We start from the raw sequence: 17,380 nt of genomic DNA, 5'->3' as shown, positions 1-17,380 counted from the left end.
CATCGCAAAGCCGGCAGCGCAATCCTCCTGTTGCGAAACCCTGACACAATCGTGGCATAGGATGCGCCGCGTTTGCCAGACGGACCCTTGAATCGGACGGGAACCGCGTTTGGCGTTATGATTGACGCTACTGGCATAATGATTCGCATGGCGAAATTCTGACACACGCTTTTGAACTTTGGACATGATGGACGACAGCAACGATCTCTTCTCCGGTCTTCCGGCAGCACGAAACAGCGATACGGAAACGAACGGGGATGCCGCAAAGACGCCGGTGACCGCGGCCGCCAACGTGCCCGCCAACGCGAATGTGCAGCCGAAACCCGCAGCCGTTGCGGCCGTGACGCCGCCCGCCCCTGTATCACCGACCGGTGACGACTACGGCGCGTCCTCGATCCGCGTGCTCGAGGGGCTTGAGCCCGTGCGCATGCGCCCGGGCATGTATATCGGCGGCACGGACGAAAAGGCGCTGCACCACCTTTTTGCCGAAGTCATCGACAACTCCATGGACGAGGCCGTCGCCGGCCACGCCAATTTCATCGAGGTCCATCTCGATGCGGAAGGTTTCCTGACGGTAACGGATAATGGCCGTGGCATTCCGGTGGAAAACCATCCGCAGGTGCCGGGCAAGTCCACGCTCGAAGTCATCATGACCAAGCTGCATGCCGGCGGCAAGTTCGACGGCAAGGCCTATGAGACATCGGGCGGCCTGCACGGCGTCGGTGTTTCCGTGGTCAATGCGCTCTCCGATCTTCTGGAAGTGGAAGTGGCGCGTAACCGCAAGCTTTACCGCCAGCGTTTCTCGCGCGGCCTGCCGATCGGTCCGTTGGAAGAGCTGGGCGACGTGCACAACCGTCGCGGCACCCGCGTGCGTTTCCATCCCGATCCGCAAATTTTCGGCGATCACGCGAAATTCGAGGCGGCCCGCATCTTCCGCATGGCCCGCTCCAAGGCCTATCTGTTCGGCGGCGTTGAAATCCGCTGGAGCTGCGATCCCGGCATGGTGCCGGCCGGTGGTGAAATCCCCGAAAAGGCCGTGTTCCATTTCCCCGGCGGCCTGAAGGACTATCTCGCCGCCACGCTTGGCAAGGAATTCACCGTCACCCGCGAAATTTTCTCGGGCCGCACGGAAAAGACCGGCGGCCACGGTGCGCTGGAATGGGCAGTCACCTGGTATGGCGGCGACACGCAGATCCATTCCTATTGCAACACCATCCCGACCCCTGAAGGCGGCACGCATGAGGCGGGCTTCCGCATCGCGCTCACCAAGGGCCTGAAGAATTATGCGGACCTGACGCAGAACAAGCGCGCCAAGGACATCACCACCGATGACGTGATGATCTCGGCTGCCGGCATGCTCTCCGTCTTCATCCGCGAGCCTGAATTCGTCGGCCAGACCAAGGACAAGCTCGCAACCGTCGAGGCCCAGCGCATCGTCGAAAACGCGCTACGCGATCCCTTCGACCATTATCTCGCCGGCAATCCGGGCGAAGCGGCAAAGCTGCTCGACTGGGTGATCGAGCGCGCCGAAGAACGCCTGCGCCGCCGCAAGGAAAAGGAAGTCAATCGCAAGACCGCCGTGCGAAAGCTGCGCCTGCCCGGCAAGCTGGCGGATTGCGCCCAGAACACCGCAGAAGGCGCTGAGCTTTTCATCGTCGAGGGCGACTCGGCCGGTGGCTCGGCCAAGCAGGCGCGCAACCGCGCCAACCAAGCCATCCTGCCGCTGCGCGGTAAAATCCTCAACGTCGGCAGCGCCAGCCGCGAAAAGCTCTCCGCCAACCAGCAGATCGCCGATCTCATCCAGGCGCTGGGCTGCGGCACGCGCACAAAGTACCGCGAAGAGGATTTGCGGTACGAGCGCATCATCATCATGACCGATGCCGATGTCGACGGCGCCCATATCGCCTCGCTGCTCATCACCTTCTTCTATCAGGAAATGCCGGAACTCATTCGCGGCAACCATCTCTATCTGGCCGTGCCGCCGCTCTACAAGATCGCGCAAGGTGCGAAATCCGCCTACGCCCGCGACGACGCCCACCGCACTGAGCTGATGGAAACCATGTTCAAGGGCAAGAAGGTGGAAATCAGCCGCTTCAAAGGCCTCGGCGAAATGATGGCCGCGCAACTTAAGGAAACCACCATGGATCCCGAAAAGCGCACCCTGCTGCGCGTCGAGATCGACGACGTGGATTTCGAAGGAACCCGCGAGGCCGTCGACAATCTGATGGGCACCAAGGCGGATGCCCGTTTCCGCTTCATTCAGGAACGGGCGGCCTTTGCGGATAATCTGGATATCTGATCATCCGGACCAAACCTTGAAAGGCAGCGCATGGCGCTGCCTTTTGCTTTGATATGGAGGCAACATCATGCGGATAGTACCCGGCACTACGCCGCAACATCCTCACGCACGCCCAGAACGCGGTCGATCAGGCCCCATTCCAATGCTTGCTCCGCCGTCATGAAAAAATCCCGATCCATGGCGGCTTCGAATTTCTCGTAACTGCGTTTGCAATGTTCAGCGTAAAGCCGCGTCATGCGGTGCTTGGTCTGCCGCATCTCTTCGGCATGGATCAGCATGTCCGACGCCTGCCCCTGGAAACCGCCCAGAGGTTGATGAATGTGGATGCTGGCATTGGGAAGGGCGCTCCGCTCACCCGGTTCACCTGCCATCAGCAGAAACGATCCCATCGAGCGGGCCGTTCCCATGCAGAGCGTATGAACCGGTGCGCGGATATAATGCATGGTGTCATACATGGCGAGACCGCTGGTCACGACGCCACCCGGCGAATTGATATAGAGATGGATCGGCTTCTTCGGGTTTTCCGCCTCGAGAAACAGCAACTGCGCGCAGACCAGCGCCGAAACCGTATCGTTCACCTCGCCGTTGAGGAAGATGATCCTCTCCCGCAACAGGCGGGAATAGATATCGAAAGACCTTTCTCCCCTGGAGGATTGTTCGACTACCATAGGGACGAGTTGCATCGCTTCGCGCATCGGCGAACTCCTGTCGTTAAGAAATGTCGGGGAACGGGAGGGATCAGGCCGCGAGCTTGATCGACGAACCGTTGTGATTTGCGGCGGCCTTTATCATCCGGCCGGTATTGACTGGCAAATCATGAATGATGCGCAGGCTGGTACCGCCTTGGGTATTCGCCGCGATCCTGAAGGTGACGGTGCTTTCCAGAAATGGCGGCGTGTCCTCCCGCAACCTGTAGCGCACTTCTTCGCCGGGCGTGATATCGATTGCTTCCGCTTCCGCCAGCGCCTCCGCCGGCAACCATATGGCGCGGAACGCCGGAATGCTGATGGCGCGCCACACTTTCTGCGGCGGCTCGTCCAGATCATATTCAAGCTCGATGCCGTTTTTAGGCGCTTCCGGTGTCTGCCTGTTCATTGGTCCATATCCTTCAGCAGGAGTTTGAGAGCCTCAATGCGCTGCGGCCAGTAGGCGCGATATTTGCCGAGCCAGGCCGCAATGCGCGTCAGCCCGTCCGGATCGACTTCGTAATTGACGAAACGGCCCTGCCGCTTCTCGACCACCAGCCCTGCCCCGCGTAACACTGAAAGATGCTGCGACATGGCCGGTTGGCTGATTTCGATCCCCTCACGCAGGGCGGAAGCGTTCATGGCGCCATCCGCCAGCTTTTCGAAAATGGCGCGTCGCGTCGGATCGGCCAGCGCCCGGAAAATATCGTTCTCTGTCATAGCAACACATAAGCACACACTTATGTGATTCACAAGTCCTTTCGGCGCGTGGAAAACACGCCTTTTTCACACTGATGGCACGAGGTGCCATGAACGCTTTATCCCCTCGCGCGTTTTCATCCCGCCTGATACTCTTCGGGCCGGGAGCGATCAAAACAAGTGACGGCATTTACGGTCTTCATCATCATTCTTCTCTTGGTCATAGGGCCGAGCCTGTTTGTCGTCATCGGCAAACAGCGGGAAAGGACCATTCCCAAGCGCCCTTCCGCCGCCCTGCCCCTTGCCGAAGACGCAACAACGCTGGACCGGCACTGGCAATCGATAAAAAACGGCTGGAATGAGAAGAATGCGCTCTGCCTGCTGCATTCCAACCTCGATGCCTTTGCGGTGCGCGTGGCGGCGGCGCGCGCCGCCGGGCGCAGCCTCGATCTCATGTATTACATGTGGAACGCCGATCTCACCGGGCGGCTGATGATGCGCGAAGTCATCGCCGCCGCCGATCGCGGCGTGCGCGTGCGCCTGCTGCTCGACGATCTCGGCGTTTCCATTTCCGACCGCATCTTCCACGCCATCGACAGCCATCCGAACATCGAGTTGCAACTGTTCAACCCCACCCGGGCGCGGGAAAACATCCTGCATCGAAGCATCGAGCTGGTGCTGCGCTTCCGCAGCGTCAACCGGCGCATGCACAACAAGGCATGGATTGCCGATGGGCGCGCGGTCATCGTCGGCGGACGCAATATTGGCGACGCCTATTTCGACGCCGCCGAGCGGGCGAATTTTCACGATTTCGATATTCTCGGTTTCGGCAACATCGTTGCCGATGCCACCGAAATCTTTGACGATTACTGGAACAGCGCCGTTGCCGTTCCGGTGCGGTCGCTGCTCGCACGCAGGCCCAACAAGCTTGCAAAGCTACGGCGCGAACTGGACGCGTTGCCGAAAAGCGAGGCGGCGAAACCTTATCTCGAACGGGTCGAAAGCCAACATGGCCGCGATCATTTCCTGATGTCGGATCGTCTGCACTGGGTCGAATCGGCAGATGTGCTGGCCGACCCACCGGAGAAGGCGGCGGGAAAGCGCCGCAAGGGCCATAACTTCCTGATGGAGAGCCTTTTGCCGCTGATGCAGGAGGCAGGCGACAGCCTTCACATCACCTCTCCCTATTTCATTCCCGGCAAACAGGGCGTGGGGATATTTTCAGGACTTGCCGAAAGCGGCGTCTCGGTCGCCATCCTCACCAATTCGCTGGCCGCAACGGATGTGGCCGCCGTGCACGCCGGTTATGCCCGCTATCGCAAGCCGCTTCTGGCCGCCGGGGTGCGACTGCACGAATTGCGCGCGCAGGCGGATCAGGCGAGCTTCACCCTGCGCGGCTCGGGCCAGGCAAGCCTGCATACCAAGGCCTTCACCCGCGATGGCGCGACCGGTTATATCGGCTCGCTCAATTTCGACCCACGCTCCGCCTCGCTCAATACGGAGATGGGCGTCGTGTTCAACTCAGCCCCGCTGGTTGCCCGCATGGACGAGATATTCGCCAAAGAAATCCGCCCCAGCATGAGCTTCGCGCTGGAAATCGACAAGGGCAGGCATATCGTCTGGAAGACGGAAGAACAGGGGCGAACCAGAACATACCGGCGCGAACCAGACGCCGCCATCAGCCGCCGCATCGTTGCCGGCGTCATGCGCTTCCTGCCGCTGGAATCGCAGCTTTAACGGGGAAAGCGTTGGATCAGGCCGCCGGCCTCACCCCCGCTTTCGCCAGCTGTATCTGCACCAGCGTGTCGAGGTTCTGGTTGACCCGGCAATAAAACTCCTCATCGATGAAGGGACGCAGCATGAAATCATTGCCGCCTGCCTTCAAAAACCGCGCGGAAAGCAGCCGGTTGGTGGAGGACGAAACCCCGATGATGCGCAGCTCATGCGACCCGCGCACGGTGCGGATGCGCCGCGTCAGCTCAAAGCCGTCAATATCGGGCATGTTATAGTCGGTGACCACAAGGCCGATATCGGGATTGGCCTTCAGGATATCGAGCGCCTTCGCCCCACTATCCGCCAGGCTGACACGGAAATTATAACGCTTGAGGCGGCTCGAAAGCAGCGCCCGCGCCGTCGGGCTGTCATCGACAATCAGCACATGATGGCGGTGGTTGGTGAGAAAGCGACAGACGGATTCCGTCAGCATGTCCACGGCGAAAATATTGTCCTTCAGAATATAATCGACCACATCCTTGGCGATCAGCGTTTCGCGCGTCGCCTCATGAAACGTGCTGGTGAAAACGATGGTCGGGATCGAAAGATCGATCAGATATTCCAGCGCCTCGCCCTTTTCCGCTCCCGGCAGGTTGATGTTGGAAATGGCGAGCGTTACCGGTTCGGACGAATGTTCGTAACAGGCCTGCAACTCTTCGAAGGAGCGGCATACCTCCACGGAAACGCCCAGCATCTCATTGAGCCGCCTGCTCACCATCTGGGTGAACACGTTGCTGTCTTCCGCCAGCAAAATCCGGCTATTTGTAAAAGGCACGCCCGAATACTGCATGCCCGTTATGCCCAGGAAATTCATTCTGTCCCGACCCCCATCGAATGTCAGCTTAAGATAGCAGGCTCATTTTTCAGAATGATTAATAGCACTATTTCTGAAGCTTCAGTTGAGCACATGCTTACTTAAACGGAAATACGGCCCGCGAGGGGCCGTATTCCAAGTTTGGGAGGGGATTTCTGTCTTATACGCGCAGAAGCGCGTTATCGGTGTCGAACGGGCTCTCTTCCACCACTTCAGCATCGTAGGACGTGCCGAGAATGCGGATCTTGAGCTTGGTGCCCACGGCCGCATATTCCGGCTTGAGCATGGCGAGTGCGATGGATTTGCCCATGCGCCAGCCGAAACCGCCGCTCGTCGCACGCCCGGCAAGCACACCGTTCTCATCGAAGATCGCCTCAGAACCGCGCGCATCGACGTCTGTATTGCCAGACACGGTCAGCGTCGAGAACACCCACTTCGCACCGGCTTCCTTGTAAGCCACCAGCGCATCGCGGCCGATGAAGGATTTTTCCGGGCGCACGAAGCGATCAAGACCGGATTCATAGGCGTTGTATTCCACCGACAGCTCGCGGCCCATGTTGCGATAGGATTTTTCGAGCGACATGGAGACCATGGCGCGGATACCGAATGGCTTGATCCCGAATTCGGCGCCCGCTTCCATCAGCCGGTCGAAGATGTAGTTCTGCATCTCGATCGGATGGTGCAGTTCCCAGCCAAGTTCGCCCACGAAGTTGACGCGCAACGCATGCGCCGTCGCCACGCCGACGGAAATCTGCTTGCCGGTAAGCCAGGGGAAATCCTTGTTCTCAAGGCTCGTGCGTGTCAGCTTCTTCAACAGATCGCGCGACTTCGGACCGGCAAGAACCAGCACGCCGTATTTCTGGGTGATCGGCTGCAACACCACAGAACCGTCGGTCGGGGCAAGGCGGCGCAGAACGTCATGGTCATGCGCTTCGAGACCACCGGCCGAAACCATGTAGAAGCGGCCCGGCGCCCATTCATAGACCGTGAATTCCGCTTTCACGCCGCCATTCGGCGTCAGGAGATGGGTAAGCGCGATACGGCCGCGCTTCTTCGGGATGGCATTGGCGAGAATGCTGTCCAGCCAGGCCCGTGCGCCAGGGCCGGAGACTTCCATCTTGGCGAAGGCGGACATATCGAGCACGCCGACATTCTGATGCACATTCTTCACCTCGTTACCGACATGTTCGAAATAGTTCGAACGGCGGAACGACCACTTTTCAACGATACGACCGTCATCCAGAGCCGGCGCATGGTTGTGGCTGGTGATGACATCGGCGCCAACGCCGAGGTCTTCCTCGCGCAGAGCATAACCCTCCGGCGCATACCAGTTGGCGCGCTCCCAGCCATAGACGGAGCCGAACACGCCGCCGAGCTTCTTCAGACGGTCATAAACCGGCGTCGTCTTCAGCGGACGGGCGGCGGAGCGCTCTTCATCCGGGTAATGCATGGTGAAGACGTTGGCATAGGCTTCCTCGTTCTTGGCGATGAGGTAACCTTCCGTTGCGTAGGGGCCGAAGCGGCGCGGATCGACACCCATCAGGTCGAGCGTCGGCTCACCATCGACGATCCACTCGGCCAGCTGCCAGCCAGCACCACCGGCAGCGGTGATGCCGAAGGAATGGCCTTCGTTCAGCCAGAAATTCTTCAGGCCCGGTGCAGGGCCGACAATCGGGTTACCATCAGGCGTATAGGCGATCGCGCCATTATAGACCTTCTTGATGCCCACTTCGCCGAAAGCCGGAACACGCACCATGGCCGTTTCGATATGCGGCATCAGGCGGTCGAGTTCCTCCTGGAACAGCTCATATTCACTGTCATCGGAAGGACCGTCGACATAACAGACCGGCGCGCCGACTTCATAAGGACCGAGGATCAGGCCACCCGCCTCTTCGCGCATGTACCAGGCAGAATCGGATTCGCGCAGAACGCCCATTTCAGGCAGGCCCTGGCGGCGACGTTCCTGAATGGCCGGATGCGGCTCCGTGACGATATATTGGTGCTCGACCGGAATGACCGGGATATTGATGCCCACCATCTCGCCGGTCTTGCGGGCAAAGGAACCCGTGCAGGATATGATATGTTCGGCGATGATCTCGCCCTTGTCCGTTGTCACCTTCCAGTGACCGTCTTCCAGCTGCTCGATGGCGGTGACTGTGGTGTTGCGATAGATGGTCGCCCCGCGGTCACGCGCGCCTTTGGCCAGCGCCTGTGTCAGATCGGCGGGCTGGATGTAACCATCGTCAGGATGCTGGATGGCGCCCAGCAGGCCGTCCGTCTCACACAGCGGCCAGATTTCCTTCACCTGCTCCGGTGTCAGCATGTTGACGCGCACACCGATGGTCTCGGCGATGCCGGCATAATACATATATTCGTCCCAGCGATCCTTGGTGCGGGCGAGACGGATATTCGAGACCTTGGAGAAGCCGACATTCATGCCGGTCTCTTCCTGAAGCTCCTCATAGAACTTCACGGAATATTTGTGGATCTGACCAACCGAGTAGCTCATGTTGAACAACGGCAGAAGCCCGGCCGCATGCCAGGTGGAACCCGAGGTCAGCTCCTTGCGCTCGATGAGAACGCTGTCGCTCCAGCCCTTCTTGGCAAGATGATAAAGCGTCGAAACGCCAACGACGCCGCCACCGATCACCACCGCCCGTGCATGTGTCTTCATTTACAGAACCCCTGAAAAGCGCCGGCCTTGCCTTATTCCGCCGACATTGGATGGGAGGAATATGAAGCGCTTGGCGGCCGTTCAGCCGCCTGATTGCGACATGGCCATAGGGTGCTGCGACAGGCGTGAAAATGCCGAGCATGCCGGACGAAGATCGCACAGCTCCACGGCTCGTTTCTTCTCCCGCCGGGAAGAAGGCGACAGGCCGCAAATCCATGCCCGATAGCTTCGACGCCTGAGGCAAACAGCAATCTAGGCTTTTATGCGCCCGGCTTCTCCTTCGGTTCGGTCACCTTGCCGTCTTTCGAGGTTTCCTTTTCCGGCGCAGAAGCCGCGCCGGTATGGGCCGCCTGCGCTTTTTCGCCCTCTTCCGAAAGCAGCGCCGCCATCATCTGCGGGTTGGCTTCGCCCTCCATGTGAATATTCAGATTGCGCTGCGGGAACGGAATATCGATCCCTTCCTCACGGAAGCGCTTGAGGATGGCGATCCTCATCGCATTTCTCACGCCGAGCCCGTTCGAAAGATCGGCAAGATAGAAGCGCAGTTCGAAATCCAGCGAAAAATCACCGAAGCGGACGAATTCCACGTGTGGCTCGGGATTGCGCAGCACCGGCGGCTGGGCGCGCACCAGTTCCAGCAAAATGTCCATGACCTGCTGCGGATCGGAATCATAAGAGACGGAAACCGGTATTTCGGCGCGCATGATGCGGTTGCGGTGTGTCCAGTTGCCGACGGAGGAATTGATGAATTCCGAATTCGGCACGATGATCGACTGACCACGGAAGGTTTCTATCTCAGTGGCGCGCACGGAGAGCCGCTTGACGGTGCCCTCCGTGGTTCCCGTCACCACCCAGTCCCCTACCTTGAAGGGGCGCTCCACCAGCAGGATAAGGCCGGACACGAAGTTCGAGACGATGTTCTGCAGGCCGAAACCGATACCGACAGAAAGGGCGGAAGCCACCAGCGCCAGGCTGGAGAGGTTGAGACCCGCCGAAGACACGCCGAAGATCGCCGCCACAGCGATACCGAGATAGCCGATACCGGTCTTGACGGAATTGCGAACCCCGGCATCCACCTGGCCGCGCGCCATGACGTTGTTGTCCAGCCACCTCTGGAACCAGCGGGTAATGGTGTAACCGATGGCGAAGACGAGGATGCCGCCGAATATGCCGATCAGCGAAATAGAGGCATTGCCGACGGTGATGCCGGTCAACAGACGATAAGCCCAGCTTTCGATATCGCCCGGCTGGAAGCCCCAGGAAAACAGGATGAGCGGCACGCCGAAGGCCAGTGCCACGATATAGATGCCGAGCCCGGCGGCAAGGCCGGCCTGATCAAGCGCGACCACGCCCAGACCGAAACGCCGCGCGAGATAACGACCGGCAAGAGATTCCGCGAAGGCGCCCTGTCGCGAAATCGCCTTGCCCGAGAGAATGCCGATATACATTGTCGCCAGCACCGCGCCGGTGGCGACGATCTGCGTGGCAAGGAAGCGCGCAAGCCCGACATAACCGGTGAGGCAGGCGCCGATGAGAACGAGGCCGCCCACTCGCAGCAGGATGACGAGCCAGCGCGGCAGGCGCTGGTTGCCGGTCTCATAATCCTGCCCCTCGCCGATCACCGGCCGCAGGAACGACACGGTGAGCAGGATGAGGCCGATGATGATCGAGGCGACGAAGCTCTTGGCGACGGTCACGATCAGCGGCGAATAAAGCGTCTCGCTGATCGTGCCGAACAGGTAATCGAGACCATTGACGAGCGCCATCAGCAACACCGCCGAGGACAGCGTATGCGCGCCCTTGTTGGATACCTTCACAAGGCGCCATTCCGGCTGTGTCGGCGCAAAGATCGCATAGCTCAGTCGTGAGACGAAATAAACAAAACCGGTGATCGCCATCGCCCCGAACAGGATAGGCGCGATGTCCGACCGCAGCACGTTGAAATTATCGAGGAAGAAGGCCGAGGTGACGAGAAACAGGAACAGCGACAGCGACTGCACCATGGTTGACCAGAAGGCGACCGAAAGCCGTCTCAGATAGGAAGGCTCGCCCGTAAAGGCCCGCCGGTCCATACGGCTGCCAAAAAAGCGGTAACCGACCACGAGAAACAGCAGCCCCGCCATGATCGACAGCATCACCGCCCCGAACATCGGCAGGCGCTTGTAATTCCAGACGAAGCCTGCCCAGCTGCTGAAGGCGTTGTTGAGGTTGGTCAATTCGGTCAGAAAGGCGGAGGACGCGTCGCCCAGCGTCTGCGCCGAAACTTCCGTGCGCTTGAACAGCGTGGCGGCGAAAAGCGCGCGGCGAACGGCGGTGATGTTGTTGGAGATCTGTGCGGCATTGGTGGCCGTGCTCTCCACCTCGCCGGCAATCGCATTCACCTCTGCCCGTTCCGCCGTCAGCCGGTTTCGCTCCTCCGTCACCATGCTGGCTTCCGGCGGCTGGTCGTCCGCAGGCGCCGCACCCAGCGCATCCAGCCGGGTCTTGATCTGGTCGAGACGGGTGCGCAGCTTGGTGTTGGCGGCGGCGGCATCGGTGGCAATGGTGTCGGCGCGGCCCTTCAGGTCCACTAGCTGCGCATCGTCGCGGCCGCCGGCTTCCACCTGTTGGGCGATAGCAGCGACATCGCCCTTCCATTTCTCCAGCTCCGCCCTCGCCTGTTCGACGGTCGAAGCCTGGATAGCCACCGGCGCGGGCGATGTTGTTTCCCCTTGCGCTGCCGCCGGCATTGCCGACAAGAGACCGCCGGCAAGAAAAAGCACCACGGCCAGTATCGTCGCCATGGCACTCCTCTGCCGCCGATCCGGCGCCAAGCCGTCGAAAACCCTGCCGTCCATCAATCCGCCGAACATCAACCGCACATCCACGCCTTTCGTTTTTTTGCACCGCATCAGGCTTTTTAGCGCCTGCCGCGTGGAAAACCACCCGCATTGAGGGAGGTTTTCAGGAGTTTGCCTTGCTTTTCACCACGAAAATCATCACCTTCGATGGTGCAGCAACATGGGAGGAAATCATGGAATCTGCTGGCATTGGCTGGATCGCAGCCATCATCATCGGTGGTGTCGCCGGGTGGCTCGCCGAACAATTCATGAAAAGCAATATGGGTGTTTTCATGAACATCCTTCTTGGAATCGTCGGCGCGATCGTCGCCAACGCCATTCTTTCGGTATTTGGAATCGTTCTGCAAGGTTGGCTCGGTTATCTCATCGCCGGCTTCATCGGCGCCTGCATCCTCATCCTTGTCGGCCGGGCTTTCAGACGCGGGTAAAGAAAAGAAAAAATCCGTAAAACCGCGGATTTCCAGGATTTTCCAGCGCGACTGAAATTTTTTCGTCACAAAAATCGAAGAAATTTCATTTCCGCGCTGGACAAGCCCAAACTTCCCCTTTATACGCCCCCTCACACCGCCACACGGTGCCGGTCGGGTGATTAGCTCAGTTGGTAGAGCAGCTGACTCTTAATCAGCGGGTCGTAGGTTCGAGCCCTACATCACCCACCAAATTCCTCCTGAAATGACAAGACGTTGCGATGCAAACTTAAAGCATCGCATGATCCTTTGTGCGGATGCGGCCCCTCACTTCGGCATTGGCATCCCTGCCGCCGGCAACGATATCCGCAAGGAACAGGAATCTCGCTGCAGCACCGCCCGTTTCCCCAAAGCTGTCTCAATCGTCCTTATGATCGGGATCATGAGATTGCTCATCAACATATTGCTTTTTATTCTCGGCGCGGTCGGGAGCGGGATATGTGCGCTTTTATTATCGGCAGCGCTCGCCGATTCTGGATTTCTCGGCTCCTGTTTTGAGGGAAATTGCGCTTATGCGGCGCTTTTCATGGTGCTGCCCGTCACATGGTTCGTGCTTTTTGCGCTGTATGTGATGGCGCTGCTGATCTGGCGGCGAAAGCCTTTCCGGAACGGAAGGCTCTGAAAACGGGACGGCGACGTCATTGCCGCCGCGCACGCGTTGACAGCGCTTACGACTTGCCGCTAACGTCCTGCCGCTGGGGGATTCGCTGCCAGTGATATGCGGGGCTCATGAGCATACCCGATATCACCGGCCTCTGAATGTACATGTTCCGATTTGCGTCTCGCGTATGATGAGCATGACGGAAAACAGGGAGACCAAAAGATGCGGGCCTCGATCAATTCCCCGTCGCTTTCGATCGACACAATGGACTATCAGGCCGAGTGCCAGTTCGCGCTGGAGCCGTCCATTCAAAAGCTGATGGAAAAAGCCGAACATGCCGGCTGGAACCGCCAGCAGGCCGCCCTTGCCATCGTCGCGCTCGCCAGCGAGCATCTCACCGATTTATTGTCCGCCGGCGACATTCCCGCGCCGGATCAACGTCCCCTCTCCTGATCTGCCTGAAGCCGGCGGATCACCGCCGGCGTCATCGAAACATCATCGCAAAAATCAACACAGCAGGTCCGGAGTGTCCCTGTCGACACTGCCGGAACAAGGTTTGTGCTGTGAAGGTCGACATTTCGGGCAAAAGCCGATGCCTCGCGCACCCGACACTGCCTGTCGCGCGCCTGTCCGCTCGTTATGCCAGGCGCCCAACCGCCGCCGGCAACCCTGCCATAGTGTTGACACAAGCCACCAATAATGAGAACATAAAGTGAACATTATGGAGGTCAGCGATGAACACAGCAGACGCAGCCATAGAAAATGCCCTCTCCGTTGTCGCCCGCTCCCGGGATATGCGCGAACGCGCGCTCGAGCGGCGGCGTGAGCTGCAACGGCGAACGGAAGTCATCGTCACCCGGCCGCTTTACGTCCTCAAAAAGAACGAAGGGCCGAAACAGCTGTCGCTGAAACTCGACAGCTAGTCGCCGATGCAAATAACCGGCAGGCGCGTCCAAAAAGCAAAAATCCCGTGCGCATCACCTCACGCACGGGATTTTAAGAATGAAGAGGTTATTATTTTTGTCTATTGCATGCGCTGCATTGCGGCTTCCGGTTCGCCGGTCGTCGCAACCGTTGCAGGAAGGCGGTCGGTCTTTTTCAGGATGACGACTGGCTTTTCCACCGGATCTGTCGGCGGAACGATGCTTGCGGTTTTGAATTCGCGATCTACGACAGGAACGGAAGCGTTGATCTGTTGATGACCTGCACATTCCGCAAGCGCTGCACTGGCCGAAAAACCAAAGACAGCGGCGATAATGAGAACTGATTTCATGTCATTCTCCCTTCGCTCTTGTGGCAATCTCCAGTCTATGTGGAGACGGGCCCGATTGAAAATCACACTTTAGAGACATCTAAAGCTCATCATCATGTCGGCAGTCGTCATTTTCGGTGTGCGGGCAAGTCGAGGGGCGATTGCATCGTCCTATTTTTCCCGCACATCCAGTGGATTTTGGCAAAGCGGTCTTCGAAATATCATCGCCACGTAACTTCCCTTCAGGGAAATGAGACTGGGCGTATAAGTCGAAACCTTCTCCGCATTGGCGGCCTTGATGGTTCTTCCCTCAGAGGGTTTCTGCTGCATGGCGCGCCTCCTTCCATCAGCGATAACGAAAATACGCCGATCTTGTTCCGATCACGGTTCCGTTGGTATGTACGAGAATGAAAGCACCGCCCTGGATGCCGCAGCACCCGGCGCTTGAAAAATCCACCCAAAAGCTCTATATCGTCAGGCGCGAGGACGACCTCGGCCATATCGGCGACAGCATGCGGGACGGCCCGGTCATATACCGGAGAATGAAATGCGTTCCCTGCAAGATCGTATCCGCCACGCGCTCAGCTTTGAAATCATCGGCCTTATGCTCGTCATTCCCCTGGGCGCGCTGCTTTTCGGCATGCCCATGGAAGATATCGGCATCGTCGGCATCGTCAGCGCCACGCTCGCCACGATCTGGAACTATGTCTATAATCTGGGCTTCGACCACGCCATGCAGCGCCTGAAGGGCACGACGCTGAAAACGCCGGCCATTCGGGTTGCCCACGCGGTGCTTTTCGAACTCGGCCTGTTGATCGTGCTGATGCCCTTCATCGCCTGGTATCTGAATATCAGCCTTGCCCACGCGCTGGTGATGGATATCTCCTTTGCGCTGTTTTACGTGGTCTATGCTTTTGTCTTCAACTGGAGCTACGACCGGGTTTTCCCCCTGCCGGAATGGAAGTCGCAGCAGGACGCCGCCTGAGAGGCGGCGGCCACAGCCGACATAGGCGGTTCAGCGCAGTGACGCCTTGAAGAAGCTCACGAGATCAGCATTGAACCCGCCATGGAACTCCACCCGGTCGAAGCCCGCCGCGTCGCTGCAAATCTGGGGCGCGGCTTTTGCCATCTCCGCCGGGCAAGGTGCAATAAAGGAAAAGTGCCCCGCCCCGTCCACCATCCGATAATCCGGTTTCACCGGCAGATCGTCACGCAGTCTCGCAACATCCTGCGCTACGCGAACATAAAGCGGTTTCCTGTGGCAGCAATCACGCTGAACGCTTAAAGCGACTTCAGCGTCCAGGCCACGATCTCCCGCGTGGCGGCAGCGAAGGCCTGATCCAGCGCCTTCACGAAATTCGCATTACCGGAACCGCTGACGCGGGCGCTGGTGCGGAACACCTCCTGCGCCTTCACCGTGCCGTTACGGTCGTTCAGGAGCTTCACCGAAATCTCGATATTGGCGATATTCTTCGCCGTATCGATTTCAAAGGCGCGGATATCGCTCACGACCTGATAGTCGATTGCCAGCCCCTGCCCCGGCCGGCCGACGCCGCCGAGCTTGCCGGTATCTTCGAAGGCTTCCACGAGCTTGGATTGCACCATGCGCGGCAGGCGGTCACTCCATTGCGAATTGCCGAGATATTGCACCTCGGAACCGGAAAGCCGCACCACGATGTTCTCGCTATCGAGCGCCTTCAAGGCGGTCGGGTCGGCGATCAGCAGCTGACGGCTTTTCAGCGATGGTCCCTGCGTTACCGCCGCCGGCGATACGGAAAGGTCGAAAGTATCGTTTTTCGGCGCACCCGCACAGCCCGCCATCATCGCGGCAAGCAGCGGAGCGAGAAGAAGGGCGCGGCGCTTCTGGCCGTTCATCGATAGTCTCATTGGTCGATACCCCTCTTAGCGCCTTGTTCTGCCGTCATATTGTTTCACGGTTTCGCCGCCAAAGATCAACCGCTGCGGATCGCGGTCGATATTGGTGATGGCGTTGTTGAGATTGTCGACCGTCTGTCGCGTGCTGCCGATCAGCGCCTGGAAATCCTTCAGGCCGGAGCTGGAGAAACGGGTTAGGTTGTCTGCAATCGGCCCGATGCGGGCATTGAGATTGTCGGCCACCGCCTTGAAGGAGGTTAGCGTCTCGCGCGCCTTGGCAAACAGCGAATTGGCATCATCCGTGCCGAGCATGCCGTCCACCTTGGCGAGAATGCCATCGACGCGGCTGGAGGCAAGGTTCAGCTTGCGGCCCATCTCGGTGAAATCGGAAACCGCCTGGTCGATGTCGGCGCGACGTGCACCCACATCATCGGCGATCCGCTTGAAATTCGCCACGGCATCGCGCGCATCGGCGGTGGCTGCGGAAACATCGCCCACCACGGTGCTGACCTTGGCGGGATCGACCGATGCCAGAAGCTCGTCCGCGCGCTTCACAACCGTCTGCACTTCCGTGCTCGCCGCCTCGAAATTGCGCGCCGTGCTCTGCACCGTCTCCATGATGCCCTGAATATCGCTGGAAGCGGATGCCACATCCTTCGTCACCTTGTCGACATTGGACAGGATGGAATCGATCTTGCCGGCATCCACCGCCTTCACCAGATCCTCGACCGCGGTGAGCGTACCGTCGAGCCGCACCGAAACGGATTGCACTGTCGTGGACAGCGAACTGAGGCTCGAAATGAAATTCTTGATCCCGTCGGAATTGGCCGCCAGCGCATCGGAAAATTTCTCGGCATTACGCACCGTCTGCGTCAGCGGCCCGCGCGCATCCTGCACGAAACCCTGCAATTCGCCGATCGCGCCATCTGCGCGCTTCAGGATTTTATCGGCTGTGGCAAGCAGGTTGGTGACGCTGGAAAGGTCGGCTGTCAACTCGGCCGGAACGCCGCTTTCAACGGCTTTCTGCAGAATGCGCTCGCCATCCTTGTTGCCGCCGGAAAGCTCAATATAGGCGGCGCCCGTCAGACCCTGAATTTCAAGCACAGCGCGTGTGGACGGAAACACCGGCGCATCCGCCTGCACTTCGGTAAAGGCGATGGAGTAAGCCGGATCGTCGCGGTCAATCGCAAGCCCGCGCACCGTACCAACGGGAATACCGTTAAACCGCACCGGAGAGCCAACCGAAAGGCCGTTGGCGGAGCCGGGAATACGCACGATCAATTGCGCCGTCGGGCCGCCGCGGCCAAACTCGGCCATCCAGTAAACGAAGCCGAATGCGGCGGCGATCACGATCAGCGTGAAAATTCCGACTATGGTGTAGTTCGCCTTGGTTTCCATGC

Annotated in this window: 17 protein-coding genes, 1 tRNA gene and 1 pseudogene; 8 read left to right on the top strand and 11 right to left on the bottom strand. The window is 59.2% G+C overall.

The features are described 5' to 3' along the window. The first annotated feature begins 184 nt into the window (after window positions 1–184). Window positions 185–2,299 (top strand): DNA topoisomerase IV subunit B, encoded by a 2,115-nt coding sequence (parE, locus tag BS627_RS05285; RefSeq protein WP_077982210.1) that lies wholly within the window; start codon window positions 185–187, stop codon window positions 2,297–2,299. 86 nt (window positions 2,300–2,385) lie between these two features. Here parE and BS627_RS05280 read toward each other — a convergent pair whose 3' ends face one another. From BS627_RS05280 to BS627_RS05270, 3 genes are read right to left on the bottom strand one after another with little or no spacing between them, the layout of a single operon-like run. Next, window positions 2,386–2,994 carry an ATP-dependent Clp protease proteolytic subunit gene (locus tag BS627_RS05280; RefSeq protein ID WP_077982209.1) on the bottom strand — a complete coding sequence of 203 codons (609 nt, stop codon included), beginning with the start codon at window positions 2,992–2,994 and terminating at the stop codon, window positions 2,386–2,388. 43 nt (window positions 2,995–3,037) lie between these two features. Then, window positions 3,038–3,394 (bottom strand): SRPBCC family protein, encoded by a 357-nt coding sequence (locus BS627_RS05275; protein ID WP_077982208.1) that lies wholly within the window; start codon window positions 3,392–3,394, stop codon window positions 3,038–3,040. Further along, a complete protein-coding gene (locus tag BS627_RS05270; protein ID WP_003524773.1) occupies window positions 3,391–3,705 on the bottom strand; it encodes an ArsR/SmtB family transcription factor in 315 nt (104 codons plus the stop codon). The genes BS627_RS05275 and BS627_RS05270 overlap by 4 nt, the downstream gene beginning before the upstream one ends. 159 nt (window positions 3,706–3,864) lie before the next feature. On the opposite strand from BS627_RS05270, the gene BS627_RS05265 reads away from it, so the two are divergent. Then, on the top strand, window positions 3,865–5,421 hold the full coding sequence (locus tag BS627_RS05265) for a phospholipase D family protein (RefSeq protein ID WP_077982207.1): 1,557 nt from the start codon (window positions 3,865–3,867) through the stop codon (window positions 5,419–5,421). 16 nt (window positions 5,422–5,437) lie between these two features. Here BS627_RS05265 and BS627_RS05260 read toward each other — a convergent pair whose 3' ends face one another. The 3 genes from BS627_RS05260 to BS627_RS05250 form a co-directional block, all read right to left on the bottom strand. Beyond that, window positions 5,438–6,271: a response regulator gene (locus BS627_RS05260; protein ID WP_089153216.1), complete on the bottom strand. Its 834-nt coding sequence runs from the start codon at window positions 6,269–6,271 to the stop codon at window positions 5,438–5,440. Window positions 6,272–6,431: 160 nt separating this feature from the next. Next, window positions 6,432–8,945 carry a GcvT family protein gene (locus BS627_RS05255; protein ID WP_077982206.1) on the bottom strand — a complete coding sequence of 838 codons (2,514 nt, stop codon included), beginning with the start codon at window positions 8,943–8,945 and terminating at the stop codon, window positions 6,432–6,434. A 260-nt stretch (window positions 8,946–9,205) separates the two neighbouring features. Next, window positions 9,206–11,836 (bottom strand): mechanosensitive ion channel family protein, encoded by a 2,631-nt coding sequence (locus BS627_RS05250; RefSeq protein WP_165691138.1) that lies wholly within the window; start codon window positions 11,834–11,836, stop codon window positions 9,206–9,208. Between the two features lie 122 nt (window positions 11,837–11,958). On the opposite strand from BS627_RS05250, the gene BS627_RS05245 reads away from it, so the two are divergent. From BS627_RS05245 to BS627_RS05225, 5 genes are all read left to right on the top strand, one after another. Next, on the top strand, window positions 11,959–12,213 hold the full coding sequence (locus BS627_RS05245) for a GlsB/YeaQ/YmgE family stress response membrane protein (RefSeq protein WP_077982907.1): 255 nt from the start codon (window positions 11,959–11,961) through the stop codon (window positions 12,211–12,213). A 155-nt stretch (window positions 12,214–12,368) separates the two neighbouring features. Further along, window positions 12,369–12,444 (top strand) — tRNA-Lys (locus BS627_RS05240). Between the two features lie 178 nt (window positions 12,445–12,622). After that, window positions 12,623–12,874, top strand: a complete 252-nt coding sequence (locus tag BS627_RS05235; protein ID WP_077982906.1) for a hypothetical protein — start codon at window positions 12,623–12,625, stop codon at window positions 12,872–12,874. Window positions 12,875–13,075: 201 nt separating this feature from the next. After that, window positions 13,076–13,306 (top strand): hypothetical protein, encoded by a 231-nt coding sequence (locus BS627_RS05230; protein WP_077982205.1) that lies wholly within the window; start codon window positions 13,076–13,078, stop codon window positions 13,304–13,306. A gap of 281 nt (window positions 13,307–13,587) precedes the next feature. Further along, window positions 13,588–13,776 carry a hypothetical protein gene (locus BS627_RS05225; RefSeq protein WP_077982204.1) on the top strand — a complete coding sequence of 63 codons (189 nt, stop codon included), beginning with the start codon at window positions 13,588–13,590 and terminating at the stop codon, window positions 13,774–13,776. A 101-nt stretch (window positions 13,777–13,877) separates the two neighbouring features. On the opposite strand, the gene BS627_RS05220 is transcribed toward BS627_RS05225, so the two are convergent. Both BS627_RS05220 and BS627_RS24470 read right to left on the bottom strand, forming a co-directional pair. Then, on the bottom strand, window positions 13,878–14,126 hold the full coding sequence (locus BS627_RS05220; protein ID WP_077982203.1) for a hypothetical protein: 249 nt from the start codon (window positions 14,124–14,126) through the stop codon (window positions 13,878–13,880). Between the two features lie 150 nt (window positions 14,127–14,276). Further along, on the bottom strand, window positions 14,277–14,435 hold the full coding sequence (locus BS627_RS24470; RefSeq protein ID WP_162854283.1) for a hypothetical protein: 159 nt from the start codon (window positions 14,433–14,435) through the stop codon (window positions 14,277–14,279). Between the two features lie 217 nt (window positions 14,436–14,652). On the opposite strand from BS627_RS24470, the gene BS627_RS05210 reads away from it, so the two are divergent. Continuing rightward, window positions 14,653–15,090: a PACE efflux transporter gene (locus BS627_RS05210; protein ID WP_077982202.1), complete on the top strand. Its 438-nt coding sequence runs from the start codon at window positions 14,653–14,655 to the stop codon at window positions 15,088–15,090. A gap of 30 nt (window positions 15,091–15,120) precedes the next feature. Here BS627_RS05210 and BS627_RS05205 read toward each other — a convergent pair. The 3 genes and pseudogenes from BS627_RS05205 to BS627_RS05195 form a co-directional block, all read right to left on the bottom strand. After that, window positions 15,121–15,336 (bottom strand): annotated as a pseudogene (locus BS627_RS05205) (dienelactone hydrolase); the annotation flags it as partial. 50 nt (window positions 15,337–15,386) lie between these two features. Continuing rightward, complete coding sequence (locus BS627_RS05200; protein ID WP_077982201.1) at window positions 15,387–15,992, bottom strand: ABC-type transport auxiliary lipoprotein family protein; 606 nt, start codon at window positions 15,990–15,992, stop codon at window positions 15,387–15,389. 15 nt (window positions 15,993–16,007) lie between these two features. Further along, window positions 16,008–17,378: an MlaD family protein gene (locus tag BS627_RS05195; protein ID WP_077982200.1), complete on the bottom strand. Its 1,371-nt coding sequence runs from the start codon at window positions 17,376–17,378 to the stop codon at window positions 16,008–16,010. Between the last annotated feature and the right edge of the window lie 2 nt (window positions 17,379–17,380).

This window comes from Agrobacterium salinitolerans, from assembly GCF_002008225.1.
In the GTDB taxonomy this organism is placed as follows: domain Bacteria; phylum Pseudomonadota; class Alphaproteobacteria; order Rhizobiales; family Rhizobiaceae; genus Agrobacterium; species Agrobacterium salinitolerans.
This window is presented reverse-complemented; position numbering and strand designations above follow the sequence as displayed.

What these genes read in the sequence shown, in the direction of transcription:
- BS627_RS05210 (WP_077982202.1), top strand. Translation starts at nt 14,653, where the DNA reads ATGCGTTCCCTGCAAGATCGTATCCGCCACGCGCTCAGCTTTGAAATC.
- BS627_RS05275 (WP_077982208.1), bottom strand. Translation starts at nt 3,394, where the DNA reads ATGAACAGGCAGACACCGGAAGCGCCTAAAAACGGCATCGAGCTTGAA.
- parE (WP_077982210.1), top strand. Translation starts at nt 185, where the DNA reads ATGATGGACGACAGCAACGATCTCTTCTCCGGTCTTCCGGCAGCACGA.
- BS627_RS05225 (WP_077982204.1), top strand. Translation starts at nt 13,588, where the DNA reads ATGAACACAGCAGACGCAGCCATAGAAAATGCCCTCTCCGTTGTCGCC.
- BS627_RS05260 (WP_089153216.1), bottom strand. Translation starts at nt 6,271, where the DNA reads ATGAATTTCCTGGGCATAACGGGCATGCAGTATTCGGGCGTGCCTTTT.
- BS627_RS05250 (WP_165691138.1), bottom strand. Translation starts at nt 11,836, where the DNA reads ATGCGGTGCAAAAAAACGAAAGGCGTGGATGTGCGGTTGATGTTCGGC.
- BS627_RS05245 (WP_077982907.1), top strand. Translation starts at nt 11,959, where the DNA reads ATGGAATCTGCTGGCATTGGCTGGATCGCAGCCATCATCATCGGTGGT.
- BS627_RS05195 (WP_077982200.1), bottom strand. Translation starts at nt 17,378, where the DNA reads ATGGAAACCAAGGCGAACTACACCATAGTCGGAATTTTCACGCTGATC.
- BS627_RS05220 (WP_077982203.1), bottom strand. Translation starts at nt 14,126, where the DNA reads ATGAAATCAGTTCTCATTATCGCCGCTGTCTTTGGTTTTTCGGCCAGT.
- BS627_RS05255 (WP_077982206.1), bottom strand. Translation starts at nt 8,945, where the DNA reads ATGAAGACACATGCACGGGCGGTGGTGATCGGTGGCGGCGTCGTTGGC.
- BS627_RS05200 (WP_077982201.1), bottom strand. Translation starts at nt 15,992, where the DNA reads ATGAGACTATCGATGAACGGCCAGAAGCGCCGCGCCCTTCTTCTCGCT.
- BS627_RS05235 (WP_077982906.1), top strand. Translation starts at nt 12,623, where the DNA reads ATGATCGGGATCATGAGATTGCTCATCAACATATTGCTTTTTATTCTC.
- BS627_RS05230 (WP_077982205.1), top strand. Translation starts at nt 13,076, where the DNA reads ATGCGGGCCTCGATCAATTCCCCGTCGCTTTCGATCGACACAATGGAC.
- BS627_RS05270 (WP_003524773.1), bottom strand. Translation starts at nt 3,705, where the DNA reads ATGACAGAGAACGATATTTTCCGGGCGCTGGCCGATCCGACGCGACGC.
- BS627_RS24470 (WP_162854283.1), bottom strand. Translation starts at nt 14,435, where the DNA reads ATGCAGCAGAAACCCTCTGAGGGAAGAACCATCAAGGCCGCCAATGCG.
- BS627_RS05280 (WP_077982209.1), bottom strand. Translation starts at nt 2,994, where the DNA reads ATGCGCGAAGCGATGCAACTCGTCCCTATGGTAGTCGAACAATCCTCC.